Annotated in this window: 18 protein-coding genes; 15 read left to right on the top strand and 3 right to left on the bottom strand. The window is 72.7% G+C overall.

What is annotated here, in order from left to right:
- Positions 1 to 33 precede the first annotated feature (33 nt).
- Positions 34 to 807, top strand: a complete 774-nt coding sequence (locus ACZ7KX_RS27295) for an SseB family protein (RefSeq protein WP_470328761.1) — start codon at positions 34 to 36, stop codon at positions 805 to 807.
- A gap of 63 nt (positions 808 to 870) precedes the next feature.
- Here ACZ7KX_RS27295 and ACZ7KX_RS27290 read toward each other — a convergent pair whose 3' ends face one another.
- Complete coding sequence (locus ACZ7KX_RS27290; protein WP_470328760.1) at positions 871 to 1,248, bottom strand: DUF1844 domain-containing protein; 378 nt, start codon at positions 1,246 to 1,248, stop codon at positions 871 to 873.
- Positions 1,249 to 1,724: 476 nt separating this feature from the next.
- Between ACZ7KX_RS27290 and infC the strand changes: the two genes are divergently transcribed.
- The 12 genes from infC to ACZ7KX_RS27230 all read left to right on the top strand — a co-directional run bounded on the left by infC (position 1,725) and on the right by ACZ7KX_RS27230 (position 14,208).
- Positions 1,725 to 2,453: a translation initiation factor IF-3 gene (infC, locus tag ACZ7KX_RS27285; RefSeq protein ID WP_396548468.1), complete on the top strand. Its 729-nt coding sequence runs from the start codon at positions 1,725 to 1,727 to the stop codon at positions 2,451 to 2,453.
- A 143-nt stretch (positions 2,454 to 2,596) separates the two neighbouring features.
- Positions 2,597 to 2,791: a 50S ribosomal protein L35 gene (rpmI, locus tag ACZ7KX_RS27280; protein ID WP_045701618.1), complete on the top strand. Its 195-nt coding sequence runs from the start codon at positions 2,597 to 2,599 to the stop codon at positions 2,789 to 2,791.
- Between the two features lie 109 nt (positions 2,792 to 2,900).
- Positions 2,901 to 3,296, top strand: coding sequence for a 50S ribosomal protein L20 (gene rplT / locus ACZ7KX_RS27275; protein ID WP_030055649.1), 396 nt, complete (start codon positions 2,901 to 2,903; stop codon positions 3,294 to 3,296).
- A 113-nt stretch (positions 3,297 to 3,409) separates the two neighbouring features.
- Positions 3,410 to 4,276, top strand: coding sequence for a TrmH family RNA methyltransferase (locus tag ACZ7KX_RS27270; RefSeq protein WP_470328759.1), 867 nt, complete (start codon positions 3,410 to 3,412; stop codon positions 4,274 to 4,276).
- 164 nt (positions 4,277 to 4,440) lie between these two features.
- The gene (locus ACZ7KX_RS27265) at positions 4,441 to 5,544 is read left to right on the top strand and encodes a sensor histidine kinase (RefSeq protein ID WP_470328758.1); all 1,104 of its coding nucleotides are present in this window, start codon (positions 4,441 to 4,443) and stop codon (positions 5,542 to 5,544) included.
- A gap of 265 nt (positions 5,545 to 5,809) precedes the next feature.
- Positions 5,810 to 6,931, top strand: a complete 1,122-nt coding sequence (pheS, locus tag ACZ7KX_RS27260) for a phenylalanine--tRNA ligase subunit alpha (protein ID WP_470328757.1) — start codon at positions 5,810 to 5,812, stop codon at positions 6,929 to 6,931.
- Positions 6,931 to 9,432 (top strand): phenylalanine--tRNA ligase subunit beta, encoded by a 2,502-nt coding sequence (gene pheT, locus ACZ7KX_RS27255; RefSeq protein WP_470328756.1) that lies wholly within the window; start codon positions 6,931 to 6,933, stop codon positions 9,430 to 9,432. Before pheS ends, pheT begins: the two co-directional genes overlap by 1 nt.
- 137 nt (positions 9,433 to 9,569) lie before the next feature.
- The gene (locus ACZ7KX_RS27250; RefSeq protein WP_350523781.1) at positions 9,570 to 10,007 is read left to right on the top strand and encodes a GntR family transcriptional regulator; all 438 of its coding nucleotides are present in this window, start codon (positions 9,570 to 9,572) and stop codon (positions 10,005 to 10,007) included.
- Positions 10,007 to 10,933 carry an ATP-binding cassette domain-containing protein gene (locus tag ACZ7KX_RS27245; protein ID WP_470328755.1) on the top strand — a complete coding sequence of 309 codons (927 nt, stop codon included), beginning with the start codon at positions 10,007 to 10,009 and terminating at the stop codon, positions 10,931 to 10,933. The genes ACZ7KX_RS27250 and ACZ7KX_RS27245 overlap by 1 nt, the downstream gene beginning before the upstream one ends.
- The gene (locus ACZ7KX_RS27240) at positions 10,930 to 11,895 is read left to right on the top strand and encodes a hypothetical protein (RefSeq protein ID WP_470328754.1); all 966 of its coding nucleotides are present in this window, start codon (positions 10,930 to 10,932) and stop codon (positions 11,893 to 11,895) included. The genes ACZ7KX_RS27245 and ACZ7KX_RS27240 overlap by 4 nt, the downstream gene beginning before the upstream one ends.
- Positions 11,896 to 12,013: 118 nt before the next feature.
- Positions 12,014 to 12,850, top strand: a complete 837-nt coding sequence (locus tag ACZ7KX_RS27235) for a chitosanase (RefSeq protein WP_470328753.1) — start codon at positions 12,014 to 12,016, stop codon at positions 12,848 to 12,850.
- Positions 12,851 to 13,116: 266 nt separating this feature from the next.
- Complete coding sequence (locus ACZ7KX_RS27230) at positions 13,117 to 14,208, top strand: sugar ABC transporter substrate-binding protein (protein WP_470328752.1); 1,092 nt, start codon at positions 13,117 to 13,119, stop codon at positions 14,206 to 14,208.
- A 91-nt stretch (positions 14,209 to 14,299) separates the two neighbouring features.
- On the opposite strand, the gene ACZ7KX_RS27225 is transcribed toward ACZ7KX_RS27230, so the two are convergent.
- Complete coding sequence (locus ACZ7KX_RS27225) at positions 14,300 to 15,169, bottom strand: 3-hydroxybutyryl-CoA dehydrogenase (RefSeq protein WP_350523776.1); 870 nt, start codon at positions 15,167 to 15,169, stop codon at positions 14,300 to 14,302.
- A 314-nt stretch (positions 15,170 to 15,483) separates the two neighbouring features.
- Between ACZ7KX_RS27225 and ACZ7KX_RS27220 the strand changes: the two genes are divergently transcribed.
- Positions 15,484 to 16,302, top strand: a complete 819-nt coding sequence (locus tag ACZ7KX_RS27220) for an SDR family NAD(P)-dependent oxidoreductase (protein ID WP_470328751.1) — start codon at positions 15,484 to 15,486, stop codon at positions 16,300 to 16,302.
- Between the two features lie 15 nt (positions 16,303 to 16,317).
- On the opposite strand, the gene ACZ7KX_RS27215 is transcribed toward ACZ7KX_RS27220, so the two are convergent.
- Positions 16,318 to 17,226, bottom strand: a complete 909-nt coding sequence (locus ACZ7KX_RS27215; RefSeq protein ID WP_470328750.1) for a polysaccharide deacetylase family protein — start codon at positions 17,224 to 17,226, stop codon at positions 16,318 to 16,320.
- 208 nt (positions 17,227 to 17,434) lie between these two features.
- Here ACZ7KX_RS27215 and ACZ7KX_RS27210 point away from each other — a divergent pair, with 208 nt between their 5' ends.
- On the top strand, positions 17,435 to 18,319 hold the full coding sequence (locus ACZ7KX_RS27210) for an SAM-dependent methyltransferase (protein ID WP_470328749.1): 885 nt from the start codon (positions 17,435 to 17,437) through the stop codon (positions 18,317 to 18,319).
- Positions 18,320 to 18,435 lie beyond the last annotated feature (116 nt).

Below are 18,435 nucleotides of genomic sequence, written 5' to 3'. Positions count from 1 at the left end.
GCCGGTCGGGTGCGGTGGCATAGGGTCGGGCGGGTGGACCGCAAAGACTTCTCCAACCCGGCGTTCGTCGGCAAGAACATCCCGAACCCCGGCTTCGGTGACGACGACGGCACCGCCGACCCGGCGCTCGTCGAGGCCCTCGCCCGCTGGTCGCAGGACCGCGCCGCCGAGCCCGAGGTGCTGGCGGCGCTGACCCCCACCCGGCTGATGGTGCCGATCGTGGCGATCCTCGGTGAGGTCGAGGTGGACGAGCACGGGCACAAGCACGAGAAGACCAGCGACATGGCCGTCCCGGTGCTGGAGGCCCCGGACGGGCGCCGCGCGCTGCCGGCCTTCACGTCGCTGGAGTCGCTCGCCCGGTGGCGCGCCGACGCCCGCCCGGCGCCGACGGCCGCCCCGCAGGCCGCGATGGTGGCATTCTCGGAGCGCGCCGACACCCTGTTGATCGACCCGGCCGGGCCGGTGGCCTTCCAGCTGAGCGGTGCGCGGCTGCGGGCGCTCGCGGAGAACCGTCCGTTCGTGCCGCCGGTGCTGGACCCGGAGGTGCGCGAGGCGGTGCGGGCGCTGCTGGCGGCCGACCCGGACGTGGTCAGCGGGCTGCTGGCGGCCTCCGGGGGCTCGGACGGGGTGCTCGCGGTGGTGTTCGACCCGGCGCTGGACCAGCCGGGGCTGCAGGCGGCCGCGCAGCGGGTCGGTCAGGCGGTGGCCGCGGACCCGGTGCTGCGGGTGCGGCTGGACCGCGGGCTGGACCTCGCGGTGCTGCCGGCGAGCGCCGAGCTGCCGGGGGAGCCGCTGTTCCGGCGCTAGGAGCGGTGGGAAACGCCGAAGGACCACCTGCTCGCGTGAGCGGGTGGTCCTTCGCGCATCAGGTCAGGAGTAGACCGGCCCGGTGAACTTCTCGCCGGGGCCCGCGCCCGGCGCGTCCGGGACGACGGAGGCCTCGCGGAAGGCGAGCTGCAGCGAGCGCAGGCCGTCGCGCAGCGGGGCGGCGTGGAAGTTGCTGATCTCCGGGGCGCCGGCGGTGACCAGCCCGGCCAGCGCGGTGATCAGCTTGCGGGCCTCGTCCAGGTCCTTGTCCTTCTCGCCGCCCTCGGCCAGACCGCACTTGACGGCGGCCGCGCTCATCAGGTGCACGGCGACGGTGGTGATCACCTCGACGGCGGGGACCTCGGCGATGTCGCGGGTGAGGTCGTCGAAGCCGATCGCGTCGTCGTCCGTGCCGGGGGTCTGGGTGGGCTCGCTGCTCAAGGGGGGCTCGTTCCGTCGTGCCGTGTGGGTACACGTGGAGCGTACAAGGGCTCCGTGGCGCGCCGGGAAGGCACTGCGCCGGGGCGGAATGGCGTCGGGCCTCCCGGCGCTGTATGCTTCGAGACTGACCGGCCGGGATCCCGCATGGGCGCCTGGCCAGCAAGTGGAGGCTCCACTGAGGAGGCCCGAGAGGGCAACCGCGAAAGTCTCCCACCCGATCGGCCTCGCGGTCGACGGGTCCCGGTCCGCGACGGGCGCCTGGCGCCGAGTCGCCGCAGCGCCCCTCACCGGGCGCAGCCCCCGGTTGTGTGGAGCCCCGCTTGTACCGAGCGGGGCTTTTTTCGTGTCGCGGGTGCGACGGTGCCGGAAGGTGCCGGGCAGCGCAGCACGAATGAAGCCCCGCCCAGTGGTCGAGTCCACTACGTGCGACCGCCGTCCGACGGCCGCATCGCAGAAGGTGCAACCGAGGAGGCCCCATCAGCACCGAGCCCCGCATCAACGACCGGATTCGCGTTCCGGAGGTGCGACTCGTCGGTCCCAGCGGCGAGCAGGTCGGCATCGTGCCGCTTGCCAAGGCGCTGGAGCTCGCGCAGGAGTACGACCTCGACCTGGTCGAGGTCGCGGCGACCGCCCGGCCGCCGGTGTGCAAGCTCATGGACTACGGAAAGTTCAAGTACGAGTCGGCCATGAAGGCTCGTGAGGCGCGCAAGAACCAGGCGCACACGGTCATCAAGGAGATGAAGCTCCGGCCGAAGATCGACCCGCACGACTATGACACCAAGAAGGGTCACGTCGTCCGGTTCCTCAAGCAGGGCGACAAGGTCAAGATCACGATCATGTTCCGTGGTCGTGAGCAGTCCCGCCCCGAGCTGGGCTTCCGCCTGCTGCAGCGGCTCGCCGACGACGTCCAGGACCTGGGTTTCGTCGAGTCCTCGCCGAAGCAGGACGGCCGTAACATGATCATGGTTCTTGGCCCGCACAAGAAGAAGACCGAGGCGATGGCCGAGGCCCGCGCCCTCGCGGACGCCCGCAAGGCCGAGCGTCAGGGCCGCACCGCCGGTTCCGACGCCCCCGCGGACGAGGCCGTGGCCGAGGACACCGTTGTCGACGACGCCGTGACCGAGGCGCAGGACGCCCCGGCCGAGGCGCCGGCCGTCGAGGCCGACGCTCCGGTCGAGCAGCCGGCCGCGTCCCAGGGCGCCTGAGCCTTCACGGCCCAGGGCAGCCCGGGAGACCGGCCCCAAGGGTGACGGGGCAGCCCGCCCGGTCACCACAGATCCATCCAGTTCACGCCCGTGTGGCAGACGCTGCGCGGGCGTGAACGGGACCGACGAGGAGATACGGCGAAATGCCGAAGCAGAAGACGCACAGTGGCGCCAGCAAGCGCTTCAAGATCAGTGGCTCTGGCAAGGTGCTGCGCGAGCGCGCCGGTCGCCGCCACCTCCTGGAGCACAAGCCCTCGACGCTGACCCGCAAGCTGGCCGGGACGATCGAGCTGGCCCCCGCTGACGCCAAGAAGATCAAGAAGCTTCTCGGCAAGTGATCGCCCTCCCGCCCGGCGCGAGCCGTGTGCGGGGCAGCTGATCCTTCCCGACCCATTCGATTGACGGACCACGTGAAGTAGTCCGTGGTCCAACCCAAGGAGTAATGAAGTGGCACGCGTCAAGCGGGCAGTCAACGCCCACAAGAAGCGCCGGGTCATCCTGGAGCGCGCCAGCGGCTACCGTGGCCAGCGTTCGCGCCTGTACCGCAAGGCCAAGGAGCAGGTCACCCACTCGCTGGTCTACAACTTCAACGACCGCAAGAAGCGCAAGGGCGACTTCCGTCAGCTGTGGATCCAGCGCATCAACGCTGCGGCCCGTGCCAACGGCATCACCTACAACCGCTTCGTGCAGGGCCTGAAGGCCGCCAGCGTCGAGATCGACCGCAAGATGCTGGCCGACCTGGCCGTCAACGACCCGGGTGCGTTCGCCTCCCTGGTCGAGGTCGCCCAGAAGGCGCTGCCGGCCGACGTGAACGCCCCGAAGGCCGCCGCCGACGCCGCCTGATCTTCCGAGATCGGTTGAGCTCTGACCGGACCCGCAGGCTCTCCTGCGGGTCCGGTTCTGCATTTCCGCCCCTCAGCGCCCTCCGTCCGCCTGCGCCTCCAGAGATCGAGACCATGCCGAGCACCGACACCCCCCTGCTGACCTCCCTGCGCTCGCCGCGCGTCGTCGCCGCCCGCCGGCTGGCCAAGCGCAACCAGCGCACCAAGGAGCGCCGCTTCCTGGCCGAGGGCCCGCAGGCCGTCCGGGAGGCCGTCGCCTTCGGCAGACTGCCGGGCACGGGCGAGCACGCCGTGGTCGAGGTCTACGTGACCCCGGAGGCGGCCGAGCGGCACGCCGGCATCGTCGAGGCCACCCTGGCGGAGGGGCTGCCCGTGCTGACCGCCACCGACGAGGTGATCGCCGACATCTGCGACACCGTGACCCCGCAGGGCATCGTGGCGCTCTGCCGCTTCATCGACACCCCGTTCGACGACGTGCTCGGGGCCCGCCCGAAGCTGGTCGCGATCCTCGCCCACGTGCGCGACCCCGGGAACGCCGGCACGGTGCTGCGCACCGCCGACGCGGCCGGCGCGGACGCCGTGGTGCTCACCGACGCCTCGGTGGACCTCTACAACCCGAAGGCCGTCCGTGCCTCCGTGGGCAGCCTCTTCCACCTGCCGGTGGCCGTCGGCGTGCCGGTCGAGGAGGCCGTCGGGAAGCTGCGCGAGGCCGGGATCCGGGTGCTCGCCGCGGACGGTGCGGGGGAGCGCGACCTGGACCAGGAGCTGGACGAGGGCACCCTGGGCGCGCCCGGCGCGTGGGTGTTCGGCAACGAGGCGTGGGGGCTCCCGGAGGAGACCCGCGCGCTCACCGACGAGGTCGTGCGCGTCCCGATCCACGGGCACGCCGAGAGCCTCAACCTGGCCACCGCCGCGGCCGTCTGCCTGTACGCCTCGGCCCGGGCGCAGCGCTCGCCCGGCGGCTGCCGTTCGAACGCCTGACGCACCCGGGGCGCACCGGATCACCCCGTGGCACGCGGGTTCGCGGGGCGGATCCCGCCGGGCCGGGGCGATCCGCCCCGCAAGCCCTACTGCGGGGGCCTGCGAGGCGCTAGGGTCTGCCTCGGTGGGGGGATAGGCACGGTGGGTAATCGGGGAGGCAACCCATGGTCGGCAGCGGGCCCGAGCTCGACCCGGACGACCTGCCGGACGGCCTGGTGGTCGCCGACGCGCTGGGCCGGGTGGTCTGCTTCAACCGGGCCGCGGCCCGGCTCACCGGCGTGCTCCCGGAGGTCGCGCTCGGCTGCGCGCTGGAGGACGTCCTCCCGCTGGAGGACCTGGACGGCCGCCGCTGGTGGCAGCTGACCGACCCGTACGGCGGCCTGGCCATCCGCACCCGCCAGCCGGAGCGCAACCTGCTGCTGCCCGGCGGCCACGAGGTGCTGGTCTCCGCCCGGTACGTCCGCGCGGTGCCGTGCGGGCCGCTGGAGCGCCTGGTGGTCGCCCTGCGCGGCACCGAGGCCCGGCGCCGCACCGAGCGCAGCCACGCCGAGCTGATCGCCACCGTCGCGCACGAGCTGCGTTCCCCGCTGACCAGCGTCAAGGGCTTCACGGCGACGCTGCTGGCGAAGTGGGAGCGGTTCACCGACGGGCAGAAGCGGCTGATGCTGGAGACCGTGGACGCCGACGCCGACCGGGTCACCCGGTTGATCGCCGAGCTGCTGGACATCTCCCGGATCGACGCCGGGCGGCTTGAGCTGCGCAAGCAGGTGGTCGACCTGGCCGCGGCGGTGCGCCGGCACGTCGAGCGCAAGGTCGCCACCGGGATCCCCGAGGAGCGCTTCGACGTCCGGGTCAGCGAGCCGCTGACCGTCCTGTGGGCCGACCCGGACAAGGTCGACCAGGTGCTCGCCAACCTGCTGGAAAATGCGGTGCGGCACGGCGAGGGAACTGTCACGATCGAGGTGGCACCGGCCAAGGAGGTCGTCGAGGCGCCCGTCTGGGAGCGCTCCGGCACCCCGCCCCGCATCGTGGAAGGCACAGCGGTTACCGTGAGCGACGAAGGAAGCGGCATCCCCGAGGAGTCGATGCCGCGCGTCTTCACCCGCTTCTGGCGCGGCTCCAAGCGCGGCGGCACGGGCCTGGGCCTCTACATCGTCAAGGGCATCGTGGAGGCCCACGGCGGATCGATCCGCGTCGACCGCGCGCCCGGCGGCGGCGCCCGGTTCCGATTTATCCTGCCCGCCGGCGTTCCGGACTTCATGCTCTGAGAGAGCTCGGACGACCAGCAGAGCCCGCTCTGACCGGTCGCCGGAGTCCCGCCGGACGGGCATCGCGGCAGCGGCGCTACGCGCTGCGACTACACTCGACCTTTGGCGTCGAGCAACGCCCTGCGCGGCTGAGCCGCGGACACCCACTCCCGTGAGCCTCCGGTGAACGGAAACCGGCTGCCCGTGCCCCGGCCCCGCCGGGCGTGGCGCGAAGGCGAACCCACACACCTGAGCACGGACGAGCAGGAGCACGGGAAAGATAGAGATGTCGGCACCCAACAAGTCGTACGACCCGGTCGAGGTCGAGGCCCTCAAGCCCGAGGTGGTGGAGCAGGCGCGGGACGAGGCCGTCGCCGCCTTCGCCGCCGCCAGCACCCTGGACGAGCTGAAGCAGGCCAAGGTCGCCCACACCGGCGACCGGTCCCCGCTCTCGCTCGCCAACCGCGAGATCGGCGCCCTGCCCCCGCACGCCAAGGCCGCCGCCGGCAAGCTGATCGGCCAGGCCCGCGGCGCCGTCAACCAGGCCCTCGCCAAGCGGCAGGCCGAGCTGGAGGCGGAGCGCGACGCCCGCGTGCTGGTCGAGGAGGCGGTGGACGTCAGCCTGCCGTACGACCGCGCCCCGCGCGGCGCCCGGCACCCGCTGACCACCATGGCCGAGCGCATCGAGGACACCTTCGTCGCGATGGGCTACCAGGTCGCCGAGGGCCCCGAGGTCGAGGCCGAGTGGCTGAACTTCGACGCCCTCAACCTGGGCCCGGACCACCCGGCCCGCTCGATGCAGGACACCTTCTTCGTCCAGGCCCCGGACGGCTCCGCCGACTCCGGCGTGGTGCTGCGCACCCAGACCTCCCCGGTCCAGGCCCGCACCATGCTCGACCGCGAGCCGCCCGTCTACGTGATCTGCCCCGGCCGGGTCTACCGGACCGACGAGCTGGACGCCACCCACACCCCGGTCTTCCGCCAGGTCGAGGGCCTCGCGGTCGACGAGGGCATCACCTTCGCCGACCTCAAGGGCACCATCGAGGTCCTGGTCGAGAAGCTGATCGGCGACCACCTGGAGCTGCGCTGGCGGCCCTCGTACTTCCCGTTCACTGAGCCGTCGGCCGAGGTCGACCTGCAGTGCTTCGTGTGCCTGGGTGCGAGCGTCGGCAACCCGGACCGGCCGTGCCGCACCTGCTCCTCCGAGGGCTGGATCGAGCTCGGCGGCTGCGGCGTGGTCAACCCGCGGGTGCTCGTCGCCTGCGGTGTCGACCCCGAGCGCTACAGCGGGTTCGCCTTCGGCCTGGGCCTGGAGCGGATCCTGATGAATCGTCACAACGTCGCCGACATGCGCGACATGGTCGAGGGTGACGTGCGCTTCACCCTCCCGTTCGGGATGGAGATCTGATGCGCGTCCCGCTTTCCTGGCTGCGCGAGTACGTCGACCTGCCGACCGGCGCGACCGGCCGTGACGTCGCGGAGCGCCTGGTCCGGGCCGGCCTGGAGGTCGAGACCGTCGAGCAGATCGGCGCCGACCTCAAGGGTCCGCTGGTGGTCGGCGAGGTGCTCTCCATCGAGGAGCTGACCGGCTTCAAGAAGCCGATCCGGCACTGCTTCGTCAACGTCGGCGACGCCAACGGCACCGGCGAGCCGCAGGAGATCGTCTGCGGCGCGACCAACTTCGCCGTCGGCGACAAGGTCGTGGTCGTGCTCCCGGGCGCCGTGCTGCCCGGCCCCTTCCCGATCGCGGCCCGCAAGACCTACGGCCAGACCTCGGCCGGCATGATCTGCTCCGCCCGCGAGCTGGGCATGGGCGACGACCACAACGGCATCATCGTGCTCCCGCCGGAGTACGAGCCCGGCACCGACGCCATCGAGCTGCTCCAGCTCGTCGACGAGGTGCTCGACATCGCCGTCACCCCGGACCGCGGCTACTGCCTGTCCATGCGCGGCGTGGCCCGCGAGGCCGCCGCCGCGTACGGGCTGCCGCTGGCCGACCCGGCGCTGCTCGACGTGCCGCCGGCCAACTCCTTCGGCTACTTGGTCAAGGTCAACGACCCGGCCGGCTGCGACCGCTTCGTGGCCCGCACGGTCGTCGGCGTCGACCCGAACGCCAAGTCCCCGGTCTGGTTGCAGCGCCGCCTGCAGAAGTCGGGCATCCGCCCGATCTCGCTGACCGTCGACATCACCAACTACGTGATGCTCGAAGTCGGCCAGCCGCTGCACGCCTACGACAAGCAGCGCGTCAACGGCCCGATCACGGTGCGCCGGGCGGAGCAGGGCGAGAGCCTGACCACCCTCGACGGCGTCGAGCGCAAGCTCTCCGCCGAGGACCTGCTGATCTGCGACAACAGCGGCCCGATCGGCCTGGCCGGTGTCATGGGCGGCGCGTCGACCGAGATCCTCGACCCGGCCGCCGGTCCGGGCACCACCGAGGTGATCATCGAGGCGGCGCACTTCGACCCGGTCGCGATCGCCCGCACCGCCAAGCGCCACAAGCTGCCCTCCGAGGCGTCCAAGCGCTTCGAGCGCGGCGTCGACCCGGAGGCCGCCCGCGCCGCCGCGCAGCGCGCCGTCGACCTGCTGGTCCTGATCGCCGGCGGCACCGCCGAGGCCGGGGTCACCGACATCGCCGCCCCGCACCCGGTGCGCACCATCACCATCGCCGCCGACCTGCCCGACCGGGTGGCCGGCACGGAGTACGGCCGCGAGACCGTCACCCGGCGCCTGCAGGAGGTCGGCTGCTCGGTCTCCGGCGCCGACGTCCTGGAGGTCACCCCGCCGACCTGGCGCCCCGACCTCACCGACCCGTACGACCTCGCCGAGGAGGTCATCCGGCTGGAGGGCTACGACAACGTCCCCGCCCGGATGCCCGACGTGCCGCCGGGCAAGGGCCTGACCGAGGCCCAGCGGGTCAACCGCCGGATCGGCGTCGCGCTGGCCGGGGCCGGCTACGTCGAGGTCAACAACTACCCGTTCCTCGGCGAGGCGGCCTGGGACGCGCTCGGCCTGGAGTCGGACGACCGCCGCCGCCGTACGGTCAAGCTGGTCAACCCGCTCAACGACGAGGAGCCGGCGCTGCGCACCACGCTGCTGCCGGGCCTGCTCGGTGCGCTGCGCCGCAACATCGGCCGCGGCAACACCGACCTGGCGGTCTTCGAGTCCGGCACGGTCTTCCTGCCCAAGGACGAGCTGTCCGTGGCCCCGCGCCCGGCCGTCGACCACCGGCCCAGCGACGAGGAGCTGGCCGAGCTGGACGCCGCGCTGCCGGACCAGCCGCGCCGGATCGCCGTCGCCCTCGCGGGCGAGCGGCTGCCGTCGGGCTGGTGGGGCAAGGGCGCCCAGGCCTCCTGGGCGGACGCCGTCGAGGCGGCCCGCACGGTGGCCCGCGCGGCCGGCGTCGAGCTGACCGTCCGCCAGGGGCAGCTGGCGCCCTGGCACCCGGGCCGCTGCGCCGAGCTGGTCGTCGCCGGCACCGACCGGGTGGTCGGCCACGCCGGCGAGCTGCACCCGCGGGTGGTCAAGGCGCTCGGCCTGCCGGCCCGCTCCGCCGCGATGGAGATCGACGTCGACCTGCTCACCGCCGACGGCGCCGAGCGGGTCAGCGGCCCGACCGTCTCCGGCTTCCCGGTGGCCACCCAGGACGTCGCGCTGATTGTCGACACCGCGGTTCCGGCCGCCGACGTCGAGGCCGCGCTGCGCACCGGCGCAGGCGAACTGCTGGAGGCCATCCGGCTGTTCGACGTGTTCACCGGTGAGCAGGTGGGCGAGGGCAAGAAGTCGCTGGCGTACGCGCTGCGCTTCCGTGCCGTCGACCGCACGCTGACCGCGGACGAGGCCACCGCCGCCCGTGAGGCGGCCGTCGCCGAGGCCGTGGCCCGTACCGGAGCGGTGCTGCGCGGCGCCTGATGCCGTAACGCCCGAGCAGGGGCCCCGCCCCCGGACCACCCGGTCCGGGGGCGGGGCCCTTCGTGTTGCCCGGATTCGACCGCTTCGACCGCGCTCCGGCTTGACGCGGCATCAGGCCGTCGTTTATCTCTTTACCTATGGAAGTAGATAAAGGCGATGACCGGCCCTCTCCCATCGAGTTCCGCCTGGACCCGGCCTCCGGCGTCCCGACCTACCTGCAGCTCGTGCAGCAGGTCGAACAGGCGCTGCGGATGGGCTGGTTGACCGAGGGGGACCGGCTGCCCCGGGTGCGCGAGGTGGTGGCCGGGCTGGCGATCAACCCCAACACCGTGCTCAAGGCGTACCGCGAGCTGGAGCACCGCGGTCTCGCGGCCGGCCGCCGGGGCCAGGGCACCTTCGTCCGGGGGCTGCCCGCCGGGGTGGTGCCGCTGCGCGAACGGGCCGCGCTGCGGCGGGGGTTGCTGGACTGGATGCGCTCGGCGCGGACCGCCGGGCTGGACGACGAGGGGATGGTCGCCGTGTTCGAGGACGCGCTGCGCGACCTGCGTGAGGGGCGCGACGGGGTGGTGGCGTGATGACGGGGGACACCGTGATCGACTGCGGCGGGATCGGCAAGCGCTACCGCCGCTCCTGGGCCCTGCGGGACTGCAATCTCGCAGTCCCCGCCGGGCACGTGGTGGCGCTGGTCGGCCCGAACGGCGCCGGCAAGACCACGCTGCTCGGCCTGGCCGCCGGCCTGACCCTGCCGAGCGAGGGTGCGATGACCGTCCTCGGTGACCAGCTCCCCGGCTCACCGAGGGCCCTGGACCGGATCGGCTTCGTCGCCCAGAACGCCGCGCTCTACCCGGGCCTGCCCGTACGGGACCTGCTCGCGATGGGCCGCCACCTCAACCGCCGCTGGGACGACGCCCGGGCGCGCACCCACCTGGAGGGCCTCGGCATCCCGCTGGAGCGCCGGTACGGCCGCCTCTCCGGCGGCCAGCAGGCCCAGGTCTCGCTCGCCCTGGCGCTCGCCAAGCGCCCCGAACTCCTGCTCCTGGACGAGCCGTTGGCCGCCCTCGACCCGCTCGCCCGGCACGACTTCATGGCCGTGCTGCTGACCGCGGTGGCCGAGGACGGCCTCTCGGTGGTGTTCTCCTCGCACGCCGTCAACGAGCTGCAGCAGAGCTGCGACTACCTGGTGGTGCTCGGCGGCGGCCGGGTCCAGGTGGCGGGGGAGGTCGACGACCTTCTGGGCGGCCACCGGATGCTCACCGGCCCGACCGCCGAGGCGGACCGGATCGCCGAGCAGCTGCCGGTGGTCCGCGACCGCCGGGCCGACGCGCAGTCCCACCTGCTGGTGCGCACCGGCGGCGTGGACGCCCCGGTCTCCGCCGGCTGGCGCCAACAGCGCGTCGGTCTGGAGGAGTTGGTGCTCGCCTACCTGCGCGAGCCGACCGCCTCCGCCCTTCCCGGCCCGCGCGGGGCCGTCCGTCCGAGCGAGAAGGCCCTGCTGTCGTGAGTTCCCTGACCCTCGCCCCGCCCCGCTCCGCCGTCCTGCGGGCCGCCGGGCTGCGCCACCGGCCGGCGCTGCGGACCCTGCTGGGTGTCCTCGCCGGGCTGCTCCTCGTGCTGGCCGTCACCGGGTACTACGTCCATGCCGGACTCGACCGGTCCGGTGCGGCCGGGTGCGACATGGCGCTGCGTAGTTGCAACGAGCGCTGGAAGGTGTTCCTGCGCGGGTACGGCCCCGTGCTGACGGTCGGCGGGAACCTGGTCTACTTCCTGGGCGGCGCCCTCGGGGCGTTCGTGGGAGCTCCGCTGCTGGCCCGCGAGTTCGAGCACGGCACGGTTCGGTTCGCCTGGACCCAGGGGGCGGGGCGCACCCGGTGGACGGCCGGCGGGCTGGTGCTCGTCGGCGGCGTGCTGGCCGTGGCGACGGCCCTGACGGCCGCGGTGCTCAACTGGTGGATCGCGCCGCTGGCGACGCATGCGGGCCGGTTCACCCCGCTGGCGTTCAGCAGCGCTCCGCCCGCGCTGGTCGGCCGGGTGCTGCTGGTCTTCACGCTGTCCGCGCTCGCCGGGGCGGTGCTGCGGCGGACGGTCGTGGCGGTGGGGATCGGCGTGGGGGCCTCGGTGGTGACCAACCTGGTGGCCGAGTCGCTGCGGTTCCACTACCGCACGCCACTTGAGGACGCCGTCCACACGCTCGCCCAGGGCTCGCTCGACCACCGCTGGGAGGGCCGCCTCTGGGTCACCGACCCGGCGGGGAACCGGCTCGACCTCAACCGGCTGTACGACCTGGGCGGCGACTACTACGGGGCGGAGAAGCTGTTGAGTGAGAACGGCTACTCGCTGCACGAGTCCTACCAGCCGGACAGCCGCTACTGGTCCTTCCAGTTCGTCGAGTTCGGCTGGACGGCCCTGCTCGCCGTCGTCCTGGGTGCGGCGGCGGTGTGGTGGGTCCGGCGCCGGGCGGTCTGACCTGCGGGTCCGTGGCGGGCTTGAAGAGTTTTCGTCAAAACCCTTGCGCGAGTGCGGCCGGACAGCGTTTCCTCTTCGTTAGGAAAGTTTCCTAACCCACGAGGAATCGGAGCGTCCCATGCGCCCTCAGCCCCGTCGTGCCCTCCGCATAGCCCTCGCCGCCGCCCTGGTGGCCGCGCCCCTCACCGTCGCGGCCACCTCGGCGGCCCAGGCCGCCCCGGCCCCGGCCGTCCAGCTCACGGGCGTCGGGCTGGACGACCCGCACAAGAAGGACATCGCCATGCAGCTGGTGTCCAGCGCGGAGAACTCGTCGCTGGACTGGAAGGCCCAGTACAAGTACATCGAGGACATCAAGGACGGGCGGGGTTACACCGCCGGCATCATCGGCTTCTGCTCCGGCACCGGTGACATGCTGGAGCTGGTCGAGCACTACACCGACCTCAAGCCCGGCAACGTCCTGGCGAAGTACCTGCCCGCGCTGAAGAAGGTCAACGGCACCGACTCGCACGCCGGCCTCGGCTCCGCCTTCGAGCGCGACTGGGCCGCCGCCGCCAAGGACACCGTCTTCCAGCAGGCCCAGAACGACGAGCGCGACCGGGTCTACTTCAACCCCGCCGTCAAGCAGGCCAAGGCCGACGGCCTGCGCGGGCTCGGCCAGTTCGCCTACTACGACGCCATCGTCATGCACGGCCCGGGCAACAGCTCGGACAGCTTCGGCGGCATCCGCGCCGCCGCCATGAAGAAGGCCAAGACCCCCGCCCAGGGCGGCGACGAGGCCGCCTACATCAAGGCCTTCCTGGACGCCCGCAAGGTCGTCATGAAGAAGGAGGAGGCCCACTCCGACACCAGCCGGGTGGACACCGAGCAGATGGTCTTCCTCAACGCCAAGAACTTCGACCTCAACCCGCCGCTGAAGTGGAAGGTCTACGGCGACAGCTACGCCATCAACAGCTGAGCCCTCACTGCCCCGACGGCGGGCGACCCCTCTCCTCGGGGTCGCCCGCCGTCGGCTTTCGGCTTCACACTTCCTTCGGGAGTCGACGCCGCTCCGGAGCTGTCCGGCGGCCTTCCTGCGGCGATGCGTGCGGATCATTCGCTTCATAACGAATCGGGCGGGAGGGCGGCGAAGTCTCCTTCACTTATTGACGCATCGGTCCGGTGACGCTTGACTCCCTGGCACTGCCGCGATGTCGCGGCGCCGTACAGGAGGCACCACCGATCATGAACAGACCCACGCGTCTCGCGGCCGCGGGCACGGCCGCCGTGTCGCTCGCACTCACCCTCGCGGCCTGCGGTCAGACCGTCGCGTCGCAGCAGCCGGGGGCCGGCGGGAGCGAACGGAGCATCGGTCTGCTTCTGCCGGAGAACACCTCCTCCACCCGCTACGAGGCCTTCGACAGGCCGCTGATCCAGCAGACGGTCACCAGCCTCTGCCCGAGGTGCACGATCGACTACGCCAACGCGGACGGGAACGAGAGCACCCAGAAGCGCCAGTTCGACGACATGCTGGCCAAGGGCGTCAAGGTCATCCTGCTCGACCCGGTCAACGCCAAGACCACCGCCCCGTGGGTCGAGGCCGCCACTGCCAAGGGCGTGAAGGTCGTCGCCTACGACCGGCTGGCCGCCGGCAAGGTCGCCGCCTACGTGTCCTTCGACAACGGGCGCACCGGTGAGCTCCAGGGTCAGACCCTGTTGGACGCGCTCGGCCCGAAGGCCGCGTCGGCCAATGTCGTGATGATCAACGGTGCCGAGTCCGACCCCAACGCGGCCCAGTTCAAGGCGGGCGCGCACCGCGCGCTGGACGGCAAGGTCAAGAAGATCGCCTACGAGCAGTCCGGCGAGTGGAAGCCGGAGGTGGCCACGGCGAAGATGAACGAGGCCATCCAGAGCCTGGGCAAGGACGGCATCCAGGCCGTCTACGCGGCCAACGACGGCATGGCCGCGGCCGTCATCGAGTCCCTGAAGGCGGCGGGCATCAAGAACGTGCCCGTGGGCGGCCAGGACGCGTCCATGGACGCGGTGCACCGGGTGCTCACCGGCGAGCAGGCCTACACCATCTACAAGCCGTACAAGCCCGAGGCCGACGCGGCCGGCAGGATCGCCGTCCAGCTGGTCGAGGGCCTGGACATCAGCTCGACGGCGACCTCGATCACCGACAGCGGCGGGCTGCACATCCCGTCCCTGCTGCTGACCCCGATCGTGGTGACCAAGGCGAAGGTGCAGGCCACGGTGGTCGGCGGCGGCCTCTACAAGGCCGCCGACATCTGCACGCCGCAGTACGCGGACGCCTGCGCGGCGGCCGGCGTCAAGTAGTGCGAGGACCGGCGCCCCGCCCCGCGGGGCGGGGCGCCGGCCGCGTCGCCGTCGGCCGGAGCCGCCTTCGTGCGGAGGCGTCCTTCGCGGGTCAGGCGCTCGCGGTGTAGTCGTAGAAGCCGCGGCCGGACTTGCGGCCGAGCAGGCCCGCGTCGACCATCCGGGAGAGCAGCGGGGGAGCGGCGTACAGCGGCTCCTTGTACTCGTCGTACATCGACTCGGCGATCGACACGATGGTGTCCAGGCCGATCAGGTCGCACAGCCGCAGCGGGCCCATCGGGTGGGCGCAGCCGGCCTCCATGCCCTTGTCGATGTCGGAGGCGGTGGCCACGCCCGACTCGAACATCCGCACCGCGGACAGCAGGTACGGCACCAGCAGCGCGTTGACCACGAAGCCGGCCCGGTCGCGGGCGCGGATCGGCTCCTTGGCGAGCACCTGGGAGGCGAAGGCCTCGACGCGCTCGGTGGTGGCCGCGGAGGTGGTCAGGGTCGGGATGACCTCGACCAGCTTCTGCACCGGCGCCGGGTTGAAGAAGTGCAGGCCGATCACCTGCTCCGGGCGGGAGGTGGCGGCGGCCAGCTTCACGATCGGGATCGAGGAGGTGTTGGAGGCGAGGATCGCGTCCCGGCGCACGATGACCTGGTCCAGGGTCTGGAAGATCCGGACCTTGATGTCCTCGCGCTCGGCCACGGCCTCGACCACCAGGTCGCGGTCGGCGAAGTCGGCCAGGTCGACGGTGAAGGACAGCCGGGCCATCGCCTCGTCCCGCTGCTCGGGGGTCAGCTTGCCGCGCTTGACCGCCGTGTCCAGGGAGTTGGTCAGCCGCGTACGGCCGAGCTCCAGCGCCTCACCGGTGGCCTCCGACACCAGGACGTCCAGCCCGGCCCGGGCGAAGACCTCGGCGATGCCCGACCCCATCAGACCGCAGCCGACTACTCCGACGCGCGCGATGTCACTCACTCAGTTGCCCTTCGGTGGTGCTGGGGGTCGCCCAGCGACTGGTGGCCCAGCGAGCTGCTGGTCAGCGGGTCGGTGTACCGGAATGGGTGCACCGGTCACCGCCCCGACGACGTTACTACTCCGTACCGGCCAGTAGGTCACCCCCTCCCTGGCGGAGTGCCACCGCGGGTGGGTCCTCCGAACGGGTGAGGCGGCGGTCCCGGCCCGTGCGCCCGGGGCGGCTGCCGCCCGGTGGCCGACAGAATGCCGCAGACGGGGGCCGGGGACGGACAGCGGAACAGCGGACAGGGCCGGGGGCGGGAAGGGAGCACACGGTGTCGACGGGATCGCTCGCAGGACAGGTCGCCCTGGTCACCGGCGCCGGTCGGGGCATCGGCCGGGAGATCGCCATCGGCCTGGCCGCCGAGGGGATGGCGGTGGGCCTGGTCGGCCGCACCCACGAGACGCTGACCGACACCCTCAAGGAGTGCGTCAAGCGCGGCTCCCGGGGTGTCGCCGTCACCGCGGACGTCACCCGCCCCGGATCGGTGCGCGAGGCGGTCCGGCTGGTCGAGCGCGACCTCGGCCCGATCGACCTGCTGGTCAACAACGCCGGCCTGGTCGACCGCGCCGAGGTGCCGATCTGGGAGACCGACGTCAACCAGTGGTGGCAGGTGATCGAGACCAACCTGCGCGGCCCCTACAACCTGCTGCGCTGCGTGCTGCCCGGCATGGTCGACCGGCGCAGCGGCCGGGTGGTCAACCTCAACTCCGGCTTCGCGCTGCGCCCGGACGGCAACTACACCGCGTACGCGACGTCCAAGGGCGCGCTGCTCCAGCTCTCCGACAACATGGCGGACTCGCTCGCGCAGCACGACGTCGTGGTCCTGGACATCAGCCCGGGCGCGGTGGCCACCGACATGACCGCCGGGATGCCGATGTTCCAGGACATGAAGACCTGGGGCTCCATCCCGTACATGGTCGCGGTCACCGTGGACGCCGCCCGCGGCCGCTTCGACGGGCTGCACGGGCGGTTCATCCACGCCGGGCGGGACGACCTGGAGGAGATGGTCGGCCGGGCCGACGCGATCCGAGCCTCGGACGCCCGCACCCTGCGGCTGCGCCCGTACAAGGACGACGATCCGATGGCCTGACGGGCTCCCGACCCCTCAGGCGCAGAGCTGGCTGGCGGTCACCGGCTTGAGCCCGGCCTTGGCGAGGCCGTCCAGGATGGCCGGCAGCGCGTCCACGGTGCACTGGTGGCCCATGTGCAGCGCGACGACGGAGCCGCCGCGCACCGAGTTCAGCACCCGGCGCTGCAGCTCGGCGGCCGAGGGGTCGTTGTAGTCGCGCGGGTCGACGTCGAAGGACAGCACGTGCTCGTAGCCGACGGCCCTGGCCTGCTCGCGCACCATCGGGGTGGCGTACTGCGCGGCGGACGGCCGGAACCAGCGGCCGATCGAGCCGGTGAGCCGCTGCAGCCGGTCGGCGCACTGGGCGATCTCGGCGCGGGCCTGGTCGGGCGTCATGGCGGAGATGTTGAGGTGGTTCTGGGTGTGGTTGCCCAGCTCGTGGCCGCCGTCCAGGATCCGCCGGGCCATCTGCGGCTGCTGGTCGAGCCAGCTGCCGACGACCATCACGGTCAGCTTGGCGCCGCGCTGCTCGGCGATCTCCAGCAGCGCGGTGGCCAGCTTCGGGTCCCCGCTGCCGTGGCAGGTGAGCGCCACGTTCTTGCCGGTGCGCGGCCCGTACACGACCTCGACGGGGGTGCCGGGCGGCAGCGGCGGCAGCGGGGGCGGGGTCGGCGGGGCGGAGGCCTGGGCGGCGGCCGGGGTGGCCTCGGCGGTGGGCTGGGGCTCCGCCGGGGTGGTCGGGGCGGGGGAGGCCGGGCCCTCGCCGCCGTTCCACGCCGGGTCGGTGACGTGCTGCGGGTCGACGGTGCCCGGGTGTGCGGCCAACGCCCCGGGGTCGGCCCGGCGGGGTACGTCGGTGCCGCAGGCGGTGAGGAGGCCACCGGCGGCGGAGAGGGCGGCCAGCTTGGCGGCGGTGCGCAGTACGGTGCGGCGGTCGGCAGTCATCGGCAGCCAGCATAGAGAGCACGGCCGGGGCGGGCGATCCGGTATGACCGGTCCCCACCGTCTTGACGTGCACACACTCTGTCTACGGGCGTTGCGTAAACCTGAACTACCGCTGTTTCCACGGTGTGTCGTTGGATACGATCACCGCGCACCGCGTGTTGACGGGCGGTCGCACAATTCCGGCAATGCGCATTGGGGGCGGAACAGGATGCACGACGACACCACGGCCACCGGCCAGGCGGGCGGCACCGACTGGGGCTGGGCCAGGGCGGACGACTGGCAGCCGCCGAGCGAGCTGGACACCGGCGTCCCGCACACCGCCCGGATGTACGACTACTACCTCGGCGGCAAGGACAACTTCGAGGCCGACCGCAAGGCCGCCCAGGCCGCGATAGCCGCCTACCCGGCGCTGCCGCTGCTGGCCCGCACCAACCGGCAGTTCCTCGGCCGCGCGGTGGAGTTCGCGGCCGACCGCGGCATCCGCCAGTTCGTCGACATCGGCACCGGCATCCCGGCCGTCGGCTCCACCAGCGAGGTCGCCCAGCGGGTCGCCCCGGACGCCCGCGTGGTGTACGTGGACAACGACCCGATCGTCGCCACCCACGCCCGCGCCCTGCTCGCGAGCCACCCCGCCGGGCACACCTCGGTGATCGAGGCCGACCTGCGCGACCCGGCCGCGATCCTCGCCCACCCCGGGCTGGCCGCCGCCGTCGACCTCTCCCGGCCGGTCGCGCTGATGCTGGTCGCCGTGCTGCACTTCATCCGCGACGAGGACGGCGCGCAGCAGATCGTGCGCACCCTGCGCGACGCGCTCGCGCCCGGCAGCGCCCTGATCCTCTCGCACGGCAGCCCCGACTTCGCCTCCCGCGAGAGCGCAGCCGAGGGCACCCGGATCTACCGGAGCGCCAGCGCCCCGCTCGTGCTGCGCCCCCGGGCCGGTGTCGAACCCTTCTTCGGCGACTTCGAGTTCGCCGGCCCCGGGCTCGTCCAGCTCCCGCTCTGGCGCCCCACCGCCGGCCACGTCCCCACCACCGAACTGCCCGAGGGCTGGCAGGACGTCTCCGCGTACGCGGGCGTCGCCTTCAAGCCGTAGCCCCGCGGGCCGACCCGCAGGGGACCGAGCCCGGTCCCGGCGCCTCCCTCCTGCGCCGGGACCGGGTCACCGCAGCCTACGCACCCGCACTGACAACTCCTCACCCGCCCCGGTAG

The organism is Kitasatospora sp. NPDC038210 (genome assembly GCF_055600605.1).
The sequence above is the reverse complement of the archived record's forward strand: the minus strand, read 5'-3'. Positions and strand labels throughout refer to the sequence as shown.